14 protein-coding genes are annotated in these 15,146 nt (G+C 59.9%); 10 read left to right on the forward strand and 4 right to left on the reverse strand.

Translation table 11 applies throughout. The features are described from left to right. Positions 1-130: 130 nt before the first annotated feature. Entirely contained in the window at positions 131-1,033 is a 903-nt protein-coding gene (gene hslO / locus QZR14_RS16580; RefSeq protein WP_311997139.1) for an Hsp33 family molecular chaperone HslO, read from the reverse strand. Positions 1,034-1,137: 104 nt separating this feature from the next. Between hslO and QZR14_RS16585 the strand changes: the two genes are divergently transcribed. Beyond that, positions 1,138-1,938, forward strand: a complete 801-nt coding sequence (locus tag QZR14_RS16585) for a phosphatase PAP2 family protein (RefSeq protein WP_311997140.1) — start codon at positions 1,138-1,140, stop codon at positions 1,936-1,938. A 127-nt stretch (positions 1,939-2,065) separates the two neighbouring features. Here the strand turns inward: QZR14_RS16585 and QZR14_RS16590 are convergent, their stop codons facing one another. After that, complete coding sequence (locus QZR14_RS16590; RefSeq protein ID WP_311997141.1) at positions 2,066-2,473, reverse strand: RNA-binding S4 domain-containing protein; 408 nt, start codon at positions 2,471-2,473, stop codon at positions 2,066-2,068. 115 nt (positions 2,474-2,588) lie between these two features. Between QZR14_RS16590 and rimA the strand changes: the two genes are divergently transcribed. Genes rimA through rimK form a run of 3 tightly spaced genes read left to right on the forward strand, consistent with a single transcriptional unit; the run spans position 2,589 to position 4,766 of the window. Further along, entirely contained in the window at positions 2,589-3,368 is a 780-nt protein-coding gene (rimA, locus tag QZR14_RS16595; protein ID WP_250606426.1) for a S6 modification regulatory phosphodiesterase RimA, read from the forward strand. A gap of 16 nt (positions 3,369-3,384) precedes the next feature. Continuing rightward, positions 3,385-3,864 (forward strand): retropepsin-like aspartic endopeptidase RimB, encoded by a 480-nt coding sequence (gene rimB, locus QZR14_RS16600; RefSeq protein ID WP_123449456.1) that lies wholly within the window; start codon positions 3,385-3,387, stop codon positions 3,862-3,864. Further along, complete coding sequence (gene rimK / locus QZR14_RS16605) at positions 3,861-4,766, forward strand: 30S ribosomal protein S6--L-glutamate ligase (protein WP_007949201.1); 906 nt, start codon at positions 3,861-3,863, stop codon at positions 4,764-4,766. The genes rimB and rimK overlap by 4 nt, the downstream gene beginning before the upstream one ends. A gap of 323 nt (positions 4,767-5,089) precedes the next feature. On the opposite strand, the gene QZR14_RS16610 is transcribed toward rimK, so the two are convergent. Both QZR14_RS16610 and ompR read right to left on the reverse strand, forming a co-directional pair. After that, positions 5,090-6,403 (reverse strand): ATP-binding protein, encoded by a 1,314-nt coding sequence (locus tag QZR14_RS16610; protein ID WP_016986270.1) that lies wholly within the window; start codon positions 6,401-6,403, stop codon positions 5,090-5,092. A 112-nt stretch (positions 6,404-6,515) separates the two neighbouring features. Then, complete coding sequence (ompR, locus tag QZR14_RS16615; protein ID WP_016986271.1) at positions 6,516-7,256, reverse strand: osmolarity response regulator transcription factor OmpR; 741 nt, start codon at positions 7,254-7,256, stop codon at positions 6,516-6,518. Positions 7,257-7,614: 358 nt separating this feature from the next. Here ompR and QZR14_RS16620 point away from each other — a divergent pair, with 358 nt between their 5' ends. The 6 genes from QZR14_RS16620 to tauC all read left to right on the forward strand — a co-directional run bounded on the left by QZR14_RS16620 (position 7,615) and on the right by tauC (position 15,072). Then, complete coding sequence (locus QZR14_RS16620; RefSeq protein ID WP_250606427.1) at positions 7,615-9,939, forward strand: Tex family protein; 2,325 nt, start codon at positions 7,615-7,617, stop codon at positions 9,937-9,939. Then, a complete protein-coding gene (locus QZR14_RS16625) occupies positions 9,939-10,322 on the forward strand; it encodes a PaaI family thioesterase (RefSeq protein ID WP_250606428.1) in 384 nt (127 codons plus the stop codon). Before QZR14_RS16620 ends, QZR14_RS16625 begins: the two co-directional genes overlap by 1 nt. Positions 10,323-10,535: 213 nt before the next feature. Then, entirely contained in the window at positions 10,536-12,119 is a 1,584-nt protein-coding gene (gene gshA, locus QZR14_RS16630; RefSeq protein ID WP_311997142.1) for a glutamate--cysteine ligase, read from the forward strand. 328 nt (positions 12,120-12,447) lie between these two features. After that, positions 12,448-13,425 (forward strand): taurine ABC transporter substrate-binding protein, encoded by a 978-nt coding sequence (gene tauA / locus QZR14_RS16635; RefSeq protein WP_150649930.1) that lies wholly within the window; start codon positions 12,448-12,450, stop codon positions 13,423-13,425. A 16-nt stretch (positions 13,426-13,441) separates the two neighbouring features. Further along, positions 13,442-14,236 (forward strand): taurine ABC transporter ATP-binding subunit, encoded by a 795-nt coding sequence (gene tauB, locus QZR14_RS16640; protein ID WP_250606430.1) that lies wholly within the window; start codon positions 13,442-13,444, stop codon positions 14,234-14,236. Then, positions 14,233-15,072 (forward strand): taurine ABC transporter permease TauC, encoded by an 840-nt coding sequence (tauC, locus tag QZR14_RS16645; protein ID WP_311997143.1) that lies wholly within the window; start codon positions 14,233-14,235, stop codon positions 15,070-15,072. The genes tauB and tauC overlap by 4 nt, the downstream gene beginning before the upstream one ends. The last annotated feature ends 74 nt before the right edge of the window (positions 15,073-15,146 follow it).

Here is a 15,146-nt window from a genome sequence, read left to right on the forward strand (position 1 = left end):
AAAGTCGTGCACTACTACCGCGAAAAAAGTGGGCCGGATTATGCCAGAAAAGCCCAAAAAGAGTAGGGTCCTCCCGTCGTAACGGCGAAATTCCGTCGTTACGCAGTGAATTTACCTGCGCTGAACCGTTTTAGTGCCGGGTATCTGACGGCGTGTCGACCCCTGCGCCAGCGAACAACTGAGCAATATCGGCCGAGTCGAACAGGTACTGCTGATTGCAAAACTGGCAATCGATCTCGACTTTGCCATCCTGCTCGGCTGCCAGCGCCAGCGCATCTTCAAGCCCAAGACTGACCAGCGCGTTGCCGGAGCGTTCCCGCGAGCAGCTGCAGCTGAAGCGCAAATGTTGCACATCGAACAGGCGCACCTGCTCTTCGTGATAGAGACGATGGAGTACGGTTTCGTTATCCAGGCTAAGCATTTCATCTGCGGTCAGCGTGTTGCCCAACGCGGTGATGTGCTGCCAGCTGGCGGCGCGTTCTTCTTCGTCCTTCAAGCGATCGGCCGGCAATTGCTGCAGCAGCAGGCCACGGGCACGACGACCGTCGGCGAAGAGCTTGAAGCGGGTGCCGACCTGTTGCGACATGACGAAATAGTTGGTGAAGCAGTCCGACAGTGTCTCGCCGTCAAGATCAACAATGCCCTGATAGCGCTGACCAACAGTCGGGTCGACGGTCAGGGCCAGAACGCCGTTCGGCATCAGATCATTGAGGGTGGCGTCCGCCGCGATCTGCTCGGCGTTGTAACGCGCCAGGCCACGGATCTCGCGCTCGCTGGAGCATTCGATCATCAGCAGCGGAATCGGCCCTTCGGAACGCGCCTGCAGAATCAGCAAGCCATCGAACTTCAGCGTGCCCACCAGCAACGAGGCAGCCGCCATCAATTCGCCCAGCAGTTGCGCCACCGGCTCCGGGTACGGGTGCTTGGCGAGGACTTCGGCGTAGCTGCGTTCAAGCGCCACCAGTTCGCCGCGCGTGTCGCTGTCATCGAAGATGAAACGTTGGGTGAAATCGGTATCCGCTAGGTCGGTCATAATTTTGGGTATCTGAATGTGATGACAAAATGGTTACAAGACGTGAAAATTTGCACTTCTTGGCACCCTTTTTGGTGCCAGCGTTAAGCCATGGGAGGCATTTTATGAACAATCCGGGTTTGTTCCAATCAAGGTGGAACCTCGGCCGGCTGGTTCTGTGCAACGTAGTGCCGCTGGCGCTACTGGCTTTCTGGTTATGGCCTACGGGCAACTCGCTGTGTGTGATTTTCGACGAGTGGCTGTTCCGCTCGCTCAATGCACCGCTGGCCAGCAACCCGATATGGCTCCACATCTGGGCAATTGCAAGTCTGCGTCCGTTCGACATCGTTGTCGGTGTGATTTTGCTGGCGCTGCTGATCAAGGGCGACTGGGTGTTCAAGGCGATTGAGGTGCGTCGCGCATTCTTCGGTTTTTTCTCGATCCTGCTGTTGATGGTGGTGATCCGCGCACTGTTTTCCAAGTTCGCCGACCATATGGACTGGCAGCACAGCAGTCCGTCGATGGTGCTCGAAGGCGCGGTGCATATCAGCGATTACTTCCCGCACCTGGAAAAAACCTGGGAGCTAAAGGATCGCTCGAGCCAGAGTTTCCCTGGTGACCACGCTTCGGTATTGCTGATCTGGGCGCTGTTCATGGGCGTGTTCAGCCGCACGGCTGGCCAGTTTGTAACGATCTGGGCTCTGGCGCTGTTGTTCATGCTCCCGCGTCTGGTGGCCGGTGCGCATTGGGGTCAGGACGATTACATCGGCGGCGTGCTGCTGGCGGTGTGGGCGTTGGGTTGGGGTTACTACACGCCGTTTGCTTATCACGCCGCGAATTTCTGGCTGAAGGTGACGGCGCCGATCTTTGCGTTGCTGGGCAAGTTGCCGCTGGTGTCGCGGATGAGTGTGGTGCGTAGCGCCTGATTCCGAGCTGTCTTCGGCGAGGGCTGCGCCCTCGATTCGCGAGCAGGCTCGCTCCCACATTGGAATGCAATCTCCTGTGCGAGCCTGCTCACGAAGAGGCCAGAACCAACAAAACAGAACGTCGCGCTTACTCGTCGTTACTGCTGCCGCGAAACTTGAACAAATCCCGCCGCTGCTTCTTGCTCGGCTTGCCGTCGGTGCTCACACCCAGCGACCCCGCCTTGCGCATTGCCGCTGCGGCTTCCCGCTTGGCGATACTCGCCTCAGTCTCCGAATACAACGTCTGCGCTTCGGGCGCACCACGCCGCACAATCGACAACGCCTCGACCTTCACCGTGCGCACCTCGAGCCCGGTACGAATCTCGAACTCGTCGCCAATACGCGGCTCTTTGCCAGGTTTGCAGCGCTCACCGCGACAATGCACCTTGCCGCTTTCGATCGCCGCCTTGGCCAAGGCACGGGTTTTGTAAAAACGCGCGGCCCACAGCCACTTGTCGAGACGGACCTTGTCGTCCTCTTCGCTTTTTTGTGCCATTTGAATTCCTCGTTCAGCCAGTAGTCGGAACTGTACTACCGTTTCTGTCGGGCGCAAGAACTCGGCCCTCCCGATAGACAGATCTTGGCCAGTGCATCGGCATGGGGGTGCTCGAGTGACAAAATTTCCGTCTTCATTAACCTCGACCCACACCGGTTGCCAGGGCTGCCAGCACAGTGAACCGTTGGGCTTCGATTTTGACTTTGCCTACCAACCTATTGTCGATCTGCGCGACCAGTCGGTTTTCGCCCATGAAGCGCTGGTCCGTGGGGTGAGCGGTGAAGGCGCATTCACTGTGTTGAATCAGGTTACAGAAGAAAACCGCTACCGTTTCGACCAGCTCTGCCGGACCCGCGCCATCAAAGGCGCGGCCGATCTTAATATGCAGACACACTTGTCGATCAACTTCATGCCCAACGCCGTCTATCGTCCAGAGCTGTGCATTCGCAGTACGCTCGAGGCGGCAAAAAAACACTGTTTCCCGCTCGACCGACTGATTTTTGAAACACTGGAAAGCGAGCACGTAGATAACTATCGCCATTTGACCAATATTCTGCGTGAATACCGCGAATTCGGCTTCAAGACCGCCATCGACGATTTCGGTGCCGGTCATTCGGGGCTCAATCTGCTGGCCGATTTCCAACCGGACCTGATCAAACTCGACATGGCGCTGATCCGGAATGTCGACCAAGACCGTGTCCGTCAGGTGATCGTCCGGGGGATTGTCACAATCTGTGCGGAGTTGGACGTTACAGTCATTGCCGAAGGCATCGAGAGCGCCGGTGAACGGGACTTCCTGGCGGACTGTGGAATATTTCTGATGCAGGGCTACTGGTTCGCCAAGCCTGCATTCAAAGCGTTGGCCCCGGTTTCAGCTGAGGCCTGGACGCGTTAATCGTTGGTTTTTCCTATTGAAGACATTTGACCATTTGACCGTTGTCGGTCTGCGCGAGTGGGTGGCGCTCCCTGATCTGGGAGTCGCAGGCCTGCGAGCGAAAATCGACACCGGCGCCAGCACCTCCAGCCTGCATGCCACTGACATCGAGCCGTTCGAGCGTGACGGCGAGAAGTGGGTGCGCTTCACCGCGCACCTGGGCACGGTGGTGCAGTTACGTCACCGGCGTTGCGAAGCGCCGCTGGTGACGCGCAAAACCATCAAAAGCTCCAACGGCCATGCCCAGGAGCGCTACGTGATCAGCACCACCCTGGCTTTGGGTGATCGGGTCTGGCCGGTCGAGTTCACCCTTGCCTGCCGCAAGTCGATGCGCTATCGCCTGTTGCTCGGTTCCAAAGCCCTGATCGATGGCCAGTTGGTGGTCAATCCGGGTATCAAGTATGTACAAGACAAGCCGGTGTTCCCGGTATCTACCTCTTCCACAGGTGTTGCATGAAGATCGCTGTGCTGTCGCGAAACCCGCGTCTGTATTCCACCCGCCGTCTGGTCGAAGCCGGAACCGAGCGCGGGCATGAAATGGTAGTGATCGACACCTTGCGCGCCTACATGAACATCGCCAGCCACAAGCCGCAGATCCACTATCGCGGCAAACCGCTGGAAGGCTTCGATGCGGTGATTCCGCGGATCGGCGCGTCGGTGACGTTCTACGGCTGCGCGGTGTTGCGCCAGTTTGAAATGATGGGGGTATTCCCGCTCAACGAATCGGTGGCCATCGCCCGTTCGCGGGACAAGTTGCGTTCACTGCAACTGCTGTCGCGTCGCGGCATCGGTCTGCCGGTCACCGGTTTTGCTCACTCGCCGGATGACATTCCCGACCTGATCGACATGGTCAACGGCGCACCACTGGTGATCAAGGTGCTGGAAGGCACTCAGGGCATCGGCGTGGTGTTGTGCGAAACCGCCACGGCGGCAGAGTCGGTGATCGAGGCGTTCATGGGCCTGAAGCAGAACATCATGGTTCAGGAATACATCAAGGAAGCGGGCGGTGCGGATATTCGTTGCTTCGTGGTCGGCGACAAAGTCATCGCCGCGATGAAGCGTCAGGCCAAGCCGGGTGAGTTCCGCTCCAACCTGCATCGTGGCGGCAGCGCCAGCCTGATCAAGATCACCCCGGAAGAACGCATGACCGCATTGCGCGCTGCCAAGGTCATGGGCCTGGCCGTAGCGGGTGTGGACATCCTGCGTTCCAATCACGGGCCATTGGTGATGGAAGTGAACTCGTCACCGGGACTGGAAGGGATCGAGACCACCACGGGCAAGAACGTGGCCGGGATCATCATCGAGCATCTTGAGAAGAATGGCGGGCCGAACATGACCCGGACCAAAGGCAAGGGCTAGAGCGAAGAGCAAGAGCCCCTCACCCTAACCCTCCCATAGGGAGAGGGGACTGATAGGGGGATGCTTAAAAGATACGCCGACCTGATCCTGCTGTGCCGCATTCACAATCGCCTCGGAATTTCAGGTCGACGTAGACGCCAGACACCTCGGTCTGCTCCCTCTGGGAGAGGGAGCAGATAGGGGGATGATTAAGAGATACGCCGACCTGATCTTGCTGTACCGAATCCGTAATCGACTCGGAATTTCAGGTCGATGTATGGCGCCAGACACCTCGGCTGGCCCCCTCTCCCTCTGGGAGAGGGCTGGGGTGAGGGTTTTATGTTTTAAACGGCATCCCGAGGCAACATCAACCCCAACGGCAACCTGACTCGCGCTTCCAATCCACCCCCGGACCGATTGCGCAGTTCAACATTGCCGCCGTGCATCGAAGCAATCCGCTTCACGATCGCCAGGCCCAGGCCAGTGCCCTTGCCACCCCGGGCGCGATCGCCTCGGGTGAACGGATTGAAAATTGCCTCCAGCTCCGAAGGATCAATCCCTGCGCCACGGTCCATCACGCTCAACACCACATACGGCGCACTGACGTCACCGGACACATAAGCGGCGACCTCAACGCTGCCACCGGCATGGTTCAAGGCGTTGCCGATCAGGTTGTTGAGCAAGCGTTTCATCGAGACCCGACGCAGCGGAAACGGCTGGATCGGCTCAAGACGCAAACGCACTTTCTCTTCATTCTGGTTGTACGGCGCTGCGACCTCGCGCACCAGATCAGTCAGATCCACCTCTTCCACTGATTCGTCGCGACCATCGCGAATAAACGCGAGGAACTGGTCGAGGATCGCGTCCATGTCTTCGATGTCGCGCACCATGTCGTCGGTCAGGTCGTTGCGGTCACCCATCAACTCCAGCGACAGGCGCAAGCGGGTCAATGGTGTGCGCAAGTCATGGGACACGCCGGCCAGCATCAACTCGCGTTCGCGTCCAGCCTGCTCGACGTCTTCGGCCATCTGGTTGAACGCGCGATAGACCTCGGTCATCTCGCTTGGCGTGTCGCTGATCGGCAGCCGCACGCTGCGACCCTGACCGAGCTGCCGGGCGGCATAGACCAAGCGTTTCAACGGCTGGTTGAGCTGACTGACGAAAATCCACGCCGACGCCGTCGACAGCAGGCCGATGGCGAGGAACCAGCCGAGCACGTTCCAGATTTTCTGGCCACGCAACGGGTGCGGATACAGCGGTACTTTCAGCCAACCATCGCCGAGGCTGGGCGCACGCACCCACAACGCCGGCGGCGAGTGCATGCGTAAACGCACTTCGGTGTCGGCGCCCAGTTCCGCCTGCATCTGCCGCTGGTAGATTTCGCTGTACGGCCAGTGCTGTTCGCCTTCCGGCACACCAGCGCCAACGACCCGGATCAGGGTTGCGGCATCAGCGATCTTCGCGCGGTTTTCTTCATCGGCAGCCCAATAGGCTCGCAGCGTCAGGGCCACGCCGTGGCTGTATTGGCGGTCCACCAGCACGTCCTCGTTCATCAACAGATAAACCAGGGTCAGCGCCTTGGAAAACAGCACGACGATAAGCACCAGCCAGAGGGTGCGGGAGAAAAAACTTTGGGGGAACCAGACGGGGGTTTTCATCTATAACCGCTACACACTTGCAGGAGCGAGCAATGCTCGCATATTGCGGATTGCGAGTCTGCGGCCATGGCCCTTCGACCTAACCTGCAGACTCGCTCCTACAAATCACCGATCACTTGGTGGCGGCACCATCGGGTACAAACACGTAGCCCACGCCCCAGACAGTCTGGATATAGCGCGGCTTCGACGGATCAGGCTCGATCATGCGGCGCAGACGGGAAATCTGCACATCGATGGAACGCTCCAGGGCATCCCACTCGCGGCCACGGGCCAGATTCATCAGTTTGTCACGGGTCAGTGGCTGACGCGCGTTCATCACCAGGGCCTTGAGTACCGCAAACTCACCGGTGGTGAGCATGTGCACCTCGTCGCCGCGTTTCAGTTCGCGGGTGGCCAGCGACAAGACGTAATCACCGAAGGTGACGTTCTCGTCTTCGCTGCCCGGGGCGCCCGGCACCGGTGCAGCCTGACGACGCAGAACCGCTTTGACCCGCGCCATCAGCTCGTCCGGGTTGAACGGCTTGGCCAGATAATCGTCGGCGCCCAGCTCCAGGCCTTTGATGCGGCTCATCTCATCGCCCTTGGCGGTGAGCATGATGATCGGGATCTGATTGTTCGCAGCCCGCAGGCGGCGGCAAGCGGTCAGACCATCTTCGCCAGGCAGCATCAGGTCGAGAACGACCAGATTGAAAACCTCACGCGACAGCAGACGATCCATCTGCTCGGTATTCGGTACGGTACGGGCTCGGTAGCCCTTGCTGACGAAAAAACGTTCCAGCAGGCTGCTCAGGCCCGGATCGTCGTCAACGATGAGAATTTTTTCGCCTTCAGCAGTTTGTGCAGTGCTGCTCATTGGATGCTCCTTTTAGCTCGGCGCGCATTATGGCGTAGCTGCCGTTATACGCACCGTGTGCATTGTTAGCAGATTTTTCCTTCACTGCCAGAAAACCGGGGTTTATGCCTACAGACTGCAACGCCCCCGAATGACAGAACGCTGGTTATAATGCGCGGCGTTTTGTGCCAGGCAACGTCTGAATCGTTACCGCAGGTGGCAGGCTTTTTTTCCCACCGCGCGCAGTAATTGTTCGATTTCACGGGTCAATGGGCTGCCTTTTGACCCAGGCAGCGGCAATTTTCTAGCCGCTCAACCAGACTCCGGGCCTTTATTTCCGTGCCTGCGAGCCTGCTTTCACAATATGTCAGGTGGTTTTATGGACAGCATCAACAGCCGCATTGCCGAGGAACTCGGTGTACGCCCACAACAGGTCGAAGCGGCCGTCGCGCTACTCGATGAAGGCTCTACCGTTCCCTTCATCGCCCGTTACCGGAAAGAAGTCACCGGCAGCCTCGATGACACCCAGTTGCGTCACCTGGAAGAGCGCCTGCGCTACCTGCGAGAACTCGACGAACGGCGCATCAGCATCCTCGCCAGCATTGAGGAGCAAGGCAAACTCACCCCTGCCCTTGAGCGCGACATCAAACTTGCTGACACCAAGACCCGCCTCGAAGACTTGTACCTGCCGTACAAGCAGAAGCGCCGCACCAAGGGCCAGATCGCCCTGGAGGCCGGCCTCGGCGACCTGGCCGACGGTCTGTTCAACGACCCGAACCTGACCCCGGAAACCGAAGCCGCACGCTTCGTCGATGCCGAAAAAGGCGTGGCCGACGTGAAGGCTGCGCTCGAAGGCGCCAAGTACATCCTGATGGAACGCTTCGCCGAAGACGCCAGCCTGCTGGAGAAACTGCGTAACTACCTGAAACAGGAAGCGACCCTCAGTGCCCGCGTTATCGCTGGCAAGGAAGAGGAAGGCGCCAAGTTCCGTGATTACTTCGAACACGACGAGCCGCTGAAAAGCATGCCATCGCACCGCGCATTGGCGATTTTCCGTGGCCGCAACGAAGGCATTCTCAGCTCCGCGCTGAAAGTCGGCGACGAACTGCCGGGCACCATGCACCCGTGCGAAGGCATGATCGGCCAGCAATTCGGCATCCAGAACCAGAACCGCCCGGCCGACAAGTGGCTCGGTGAAGTGGTGCGCTGGACGTGGAAGGTCAAGCTCTACACCCATCTGGAAACCGACCTGCTCGGCGAGCTGCGTGACGGCGCCGAAACCGAGGCGATCAACGTCTTCGCGCACAACCTGCACGACTTGCTGCTGGCCGCCCCGGCCGGCCCGCGCGCGACGCTGGGTCTCGACCCGGGCCTGCGTACCGGTTGCAAAGTCGCTGTGGTCGACTCGACTGGCAAACTGCTGGATCACGCCACGGTTTACCCGCACGTGCCGCACAACAAGTGGGATCAGACCATCGCCATTCTGGCCGCCCTGTGCGCCAAGCACTCGGTTGACCTGATCGCCATCGGCAACGGCACCGCCAGCCGCGAAACCGACAAACTGGCGATCGAGCTAATCAAAAAATACCCAGCGATGAAGATGACCAAAGTCATGGTCTCCGAGGCCGGTGCATCGGTGTACTCGGCGTCGGAACTGGCAGCCAAGGAATTCCCGGATCTGGACGTGTCGATCCGTGGCGCGGTATCGATTGCCCGCCGCCTGCAGGATCCGCTGGCCGAGCTGGTGAAGATCGATCCGAAATCCATCGGTGTCGGCCAGTACCAGCACGACGTCTCGCAACTGAAACTGGCGCGCGGTCTGGACGCTGTAGTCGAGGACTGCGTGAACGCCGTCGGTGTAGACGTGAACACCGCTTCGGTGGCGCTGCTGGCCCGTATCTCCGGTCTCAACGCAACGCTGGCGCAGAACATCGTCACGCACCGCGACGAACACGGCGCGTTCAAAACCCGCGCGGCACTGAAGAAAGTCGCACGCCTGGGCGAAAAAACCTTTGAACAGGCCGCCGGTTTCTTGCGCGTGATGAACGGCGACAACCCGCTGGATTCGTCGGCCGTTCACCCGGAAGCCTATCCGTTGGTGCAGCGCATCGCCGCTGAAACCGACCGTGACATTCGCTCGCTGATCGGCGATGCCGCGTTCCTCAAGCGTCTGGATCCGAAGAAATTCACCGACGAAACCTTCGGTCTGCCGACCGTAACCGACATCCTTCAGGAACTGGAAAAACCGGGCCGCGATCCACGTCCGGAGTTCAAGACCGCCGAGTTCCAGGAAGGCGTTGAAGATCTGAAAGACCTGCAATTGGGGATGATCCTCGAAGGCGTCGTCACCAACGTGACCGCGTTCGGTGCCTTCGTCGACATCGGCGTGCACCAGGACGGTCTGGTGCACATCTCGGCGCTGTCGGAGAAGTTCATCAAGGATCCGCGTGAAGCGGTGAAGGCCGGTGACGTGGTGAAAGTGAAGGTCATGGAAGTCGACATCCCGCGCAAACGCGTCGGTCTGTCGATGCGCATGGGCGACACCCCGGGCGAGAAAATCGACGGCGCCCGTGGCTCGCGTCCGGGCTCGGCCCAGCGCCAGCCTTCGAACAACGCGCCGCGCAAGGAAACCGCGACAGCAGCGCCAGTGAACAATGCGATGGCCTCGCTGTTCGCCAACGCCAAGCAGTTGAAGAAACGCTGATGGAGATTCCGGCCGGGCTCGTCGAGAGCGCGTTTTTCAAGCTGTTGGGCTGCCGCCTGCACAGCCTGGAAACCGGGGTGGCGCAAGTCGCCCTGGCGCTGGAACCGGAACTGCGCAATCGCGGCGGCAAATTGCACGGCGGCGCGCTGTTCAGTCTGGTCGACATCGCCATGGGGCTGGCCTGTTCCAGCACCCACGGTTTCGATCAACAGAGCGCGACCATCGAGTGCAAGATCAACTATATCCGCGCCGTTTCCGACGGTGAGGTCATGTGCACGGCGCGGGTGATTCACCCGGGCCGACGTACTTTGGTGGTCGAAGCCGACGTGATGCAGGGCGACAAACTGGTCGCAAAAGCGCAAGGCACGTTCGCTGTCCTGTAGCTTGTCGTTATCAATTTGAGTTAATTTCGGCGCTGCGTCTGCGGCGTCGAACTTTTCCGTGCGCGCAATAGCCAGATTCAAGGAGTGAAGTTGGCAATCGACACGGGCCGTTGTGGCTCAAAAACCAGGCGAAAACGCCAGTTTCAACTTCACCCTTGTAGACCGTCTTGCCCACCCCCATATTGGGGCGACTGACGCGTGAAGGAATCCAAATTGAGCGAACTTCTCAACCGCCGCCTGGCTCTGCTCGGCGAGCGCGCTAACCTCTCTCTGCTCGAGCAGTGCCTGCACGGTATCGAACGTGAATGCCTGCGCGTGACCAGCGAAGGTCGCCTGGCGCAAACGCCGCACCCCGAAACCTTGGGTTCCGCGCTGACCAACGAACAGATCACCACCGACTACTCCGAGTCGCTGCTGGAATTCATCACGCCCGCCCTGCCGGATCCGGCCGACACGTTGGCGAGCCTGGACAAGATTCACCGCTTTGCCTACAGCAAGCTCGGCAACGAGTACCTGTGGAGTCCATCGATGCCGTGCCCGTTGCCGGCCGAGGAAGACATCCCGATCGCCTATTACGGCACCTCCAACATCGGTCAACTCAAGTACGTCTATCGCAAGGGCCTGGCCCTGCGTTACGGCAAGACCATGCAGTGCATCGCCGGGATTCACTACAATTTCTCCCTGCCGGAAAAGCTCTGGCCACTGCTGAAGGAAGCCGAAGGTTTCGTCGGCACCGACCGCGATTTCCAGTCGACGTCCTATATCGCCCTGATCCGTAATTTCCGCCGCTATAGCTGGCTGTTGATGTACCTGTTCGGTGCCTCGCCGGCGCTGGACGCAGGCTTCCTGCGCGGCCGTTCGCATCAGCTGGAACAACTCGATCCCGACACGCTGTACCTGCCGTACGCCACCAGCCTGCGCATGAGCGACCTCGGTTACCAGAGCAACGCTCAGGCCGGTCTGACGCCGTGCTACAACGATCTGTCGAGCTATACCGACAGCCTGCGTAAAGCCGTGGCCACGCCATACGCGCCGTACGTGGAAGTCGGCACGCACAAGGATGGCGAGTGGGTGCAGCTCAACACCAACATCCTGCAGATCGAAAACGAGTACTACTCCAACATCCGCCCGAAACGCGTGACCTATACCGGCGAGCGGCCGATTCAAGCGCTGGTGGCCCGTGGCATTCAGTACGTTGAAGTGCGTTGCCTGGACATCAACCCGTTCCTGCCGATGGGCATCGACCTCACCGAGTCGCGCTTCCTTGACGCCTTCCTGCTGTATTGCGCGCTGAACGACAGCCCGTTGCTGACCAATACCTCATGCGGCAACGCGACGTCGAACTTCCTCAGCGTGGTCAAGGAAGGTCGTCGCCCGGGCCTGCAATTGCAGCGTGATGGTGAAGCGGTCGAGATGAAGACCTGGGCAGCCGAACTGCTGGAGCAAATCGCGCCACTGGCGGCGTTGCTGGATCAGAGCCATGGCGGCGATGCCCACAGCAAGGCGCTGGACGCGCAACTGGCCAAGGTCAGCGACCCGTCCCTGACACCTTCGGCGCAAGTGCTGGCGGCGATGGCTGAGCACAAGGAAAGCTTTGCGCAGTTCTCGCTGCGACAGAGCCAGGCCCATGCCGAGTTTTTCCGTAGCGAGCCACTGGCGGCGGATGAGCAGGCGAAGTTTGAGGAGCTGGCGCGTTCGTCGCTGGCAGCGCAGGCTGAGCTGGAGCAGAACGAGGTTGGGGATTTCGACGTGTTCGTCGGTTCGTATCAGGCGAGTATTTTGGCGATCAGCAATTAAAAGCCCCTCACCCTAGCCCTCTCCCGGAGGGAGAGGGGACTGATTCAGGTGCTCTTGAGATTTACGCCGACCTGAAATATCCAGCCGAACTCAGGCCTTGAAATGCATAAAGATCGGCTCCCTTTCCCCCTCGCCCCCCTGGGGGAGAGGGCTGGGGTGAGGGGGCAAAGATCTAACGTCGAACGCAAGATCCGAAATATCCACAATCCCCCGCGCCTTAGATTTTTCCGCTCATAAGCTCATTCTAAAAAGTTATTTATTTACCGATTCTTAGATCATTTAGTCTCCTTTCACGCCGACGCTCGGTCGCCTGATATGGAGCTGTTCAATGAAACTGAATTTCCCGCTTCGCCTGCTGGCCGTGGCCTCTCTGGCTGCCGCGAGTTTTCTGGCCCAGGCCGCCGACCTCACCGTCGCCTACCAAACCACCGTTGACCCGGCGAAAGTTGCCCAAGCCGACGGCGCTTACGAAAAAGCCACCAAAGCCGACATCGCCTGGCGCAAGTTCGACAACGGCGCCGACATCATCGCCGCCATCGCTTCCGGTGATGTGCAGATCGGCTACCTCGGTTCCAGCCCGCTGACTGCCGCGATTACCCGCAAAGTTCCGGTCGAAACTTTCCTCATCGCCACCCAGATCGGCGCCGCCGAAGCACTGGTCGCGCGCGACGGTTCCGGCATCAAGACTCCGCAAGATCTGATCGGCAAGAAAATCGCCGTACCGTTCGTATCCACCGGTCACTACAGCCTGCTGGCCGCGCTGAAGCACTGGAACATCGACCCTTCGAAAGTCACCGTGCTCAACCTCGCCCCGCCAGCGATCATTGCCGCGTGGAAACGTGGCGACATCGACGCCACTTACGTATGGGATCCGGCGCTGGGCGTGGCGAAGGAAAACGGCAAAGTGCTGATCACGTCCGGCGAACTGGCCAAGTTTGGCGCGCCGACCTTTGATGCGTGGATCGTGCGCAAGGACTTCGCCGAGAAACATCCGGAAATCGTCACCGCGTTCGCCAAGGTCACCCTCGACGCCTACGCCGATTACCGCAAAGACCCGAAAGCCTGGCTCGCCGATCAAGCCAACGTCGACAAACTGGTGAAACTCTCCGGCGCCAAGGCCAGCGACATTCCGCTGTTGCTGCAAGGCAACGTCTACCCGCTGGCGGCGGATCAGGTCGTCACCCTCGGCGCGCCGACCACCAAAGCCATCACCGACACCGCTGCGTTCCTCAAGGAGCAAGGCAAGGTCGAAGCGGTTCTGCCGGACTACGCGCCGTACGTCAGCGCCAAATACATCACTAACTGATCGGGAGTTAACCGCGATGGCCTTGCTACAGCTGGAGCGCATCAGCGCACAGTACCCGGGCAGCCCGACACCGGTGCTGGCGGATATTTCTCTGACCCTGGGGCCTCAGCAATTGCTGGTGGCCCTCGGCCCGTCCGGCAGTGGCAAGACTTCGCTGTTGAACCTGATTGCCGGTTTCGTCGGACCGAGCGCCGGGCGCATCACCCTCGACGGTGTGCCGGTCAAAGGTCCGGGCGCCGAACGTGGCGTGGTGTTCCAGGACGACGCTCTGCTGCCTTGGCAGGACGTGTTGGCCAACGTTGCGTTCGGTCTGGAACTGGCCGGTGTCGCCAGGGACAAACGCGAAAAGATCGCCCGTGAAATGCTCGCGCTGGTTGATCTCTCCGGTTTCGAAAGCCGTCGTATCTGGCAACTCTCCGGGGGCCAGAAACAACGTGTTGGCCTCGCCCGCGCCCTCGCCGCCGACCCGCGTGTATTGCTGATGGATGAGCCTTTCGGTGCCCTCGACGCATTCACTCGCGAGCAGATGCAGGAGCTGCTGCTGCAAGTCTGGCAGCGCACCGCCAAACCGGTTTTCCTGATTACCCACGACATCGAAGAAGCCGTGTTCCTCGCCACTGACCTGATTTTGCTTGCACCGAATCCGGGGCAGATCGTTGAGCGTCTGCACCTGGATTTCGGTCAGCGCTATGCCGCTGGCGAGTCCGCCCGGGCGATCAAATCCGACCCGCGTTTTATCGAAACCCGCGAACACGTGCTGAGCAAAGTGTTCTCGCAACGCAGCGCCGTGCAACGGCAGGAGCGCGCATGAGCAGTTACGACGTTTCCTCGGCTGCGGTAAAACCGGTCAGCGCTTCGACGGTCATTCCCGTACGCCGCAGTCTCAGCACACGCTGGATCAGCTTGCTGACGTTGTTTGCATTGTTGGCCATCTGGTGGGCGGTCACCGCCAGCGGCTTGATCGAACCGCTGTTCCTGCCGCCACCGTCCGCCGTTCTGCAAAAAGGCTGGTTGCTGGCAACCACCGGGTACATGGATTCGACGCTGTGGCAGCACCTCGGCGCGAGCCTGAGCCGCATCGGTCTGGGCCTCGGCTTCGCCATTCTGACCGCCGTGCCGGTGGGCATTGCCATTGGCGCCAATCGCATCGCCCGTGGCGTGCTTGATCCGCTGATCGAGTTCTATCGCCCTATTCCACCGCTCGCCTATTTGCCGCTGATCGTGATCTGGTGCGGCATCGGCGAGTTGTCGAAAGTGCTGCTGATCTACCTGGCGATTTTCGCGCCGATTGCCATCGCCACCGCGACCGGTGTACGTACCGTGGATCCGGCGAAATTGCGCGCGGCGCAGTCGTTGGGCGCCACTCGCGCACAACTGATTCGCCATGTGATTTTGCCCAGCGCCCTGCCGGACATTCTCACCGGCGTGCGCATTGGTCTGGGGGTTGGCTGGTCGACGCTGGTTGCGGCCGAACTGATTGCTGCCACCAGCGGCTTGGGTTTCATGGTGCAGTCGGCCGCGCAGTTCCTGGTCACCGATGTCGTGGTGCTGGGGATTCTGGTCATCGCCCTGATCGCCTTCGCCATGGAAATGGGCCTGCGCGCCCTGCAGCGCAAACTGGTGCCGTGGCACGGCCAGGCTCACTAAAGCATCCCGTTTTTGAATCCCCGTGTAGGAGCTGCCGAAGGCTGCGATCTTTTGATCTTGTTTTTAAAAAGATC

This window comes from Pseudomonas sp. rhizo66 (assembly GCF_031931925.1).
In the GTDB taxonomy this organism is placed as follows: domain Bacteria; phylum Pseudomonadota; class Gammaproteobacteria; order Pseudomonadales; family Pseudomonadaceae; genus Aquipseudomonas.

Bases quoted from the DNA above. Each gene is read 5' to 3' on its own strand.
- hslO (WP_311997139.1), bottom strand. From the start codon at position 1,033: ATGACCGACCTAGCGGATACCGATTTCACCCAACGTTTCATCTTCGAT.
- QZR14_RS16585 (WP_311997140.1), top strand. From the start codon at position 1,138: ATGAACAATCCGGGTTTGTTCCAATCAAGGTGGAACCTCGGCCGGCTG.
- QZR14_RS16590 (WP_311997141.1), bottom strand. From the start codon at position 2,473: ATGGCACAAAAAAGCGAAGAGGACGACAAGGTCCGTCTCGACAAGTGG.
- rimK (WP_007949201.1), top strand. From the start codon at position 3,861: ATGAAGATCGCTGTGCTGTCGCGAAACCCGCGTCTGTATTCCACCCGC.
- QZR14_RS16610 (WP_016986270.1), bottom strand. From the start codon at position 6,403: ATGAAAACCCCCGTCTGGTTCCCCCAAAGTTTTTTCTCCCGCACCCTC.
- ompR (WP_016986271.1), bottom strand. From the start codon at position 7,256: ATGAGCAGCACTGCACAAACTGCTGAAGGCGAAAAAATTCTCATCGTT.
- QZR14_RS16620 (WP_250606427.1), top strand. From the start codon at position 7,615: ATGGACAGCATCAACAGCCGCATTGCCGAGGAACTCGGTGTACGCCCA.
- QZR14_RS16625 (WP_250606428.1), top strand. From the start codon at position 9,939: ATGGAGATTCCGGCCGGGCTCGTCGAGAGCGCGTTTTTCAAGCTGTTG.
- tauA (WP_150649930.1), top strand. From the start codon at position 12,448: ATGAAACTGAATTTCCCGCTTCGCCTGCTGGCCGTGGCCTCTCTGGCT.
- tauB (WP_250606430.1), top strand. From the start codon at position 13,442: ATGGCCTTGCTACAGCTGGAGCGCATCAGCGCACAGTACCCGGGCAGC.
- tauC (WP_311997143.1), top strand. From the start codon at position 14,233: ATGAGCAGTTACGACGTTTCCTCGGCTGCGGTAAAACCGGTCAGCGCT.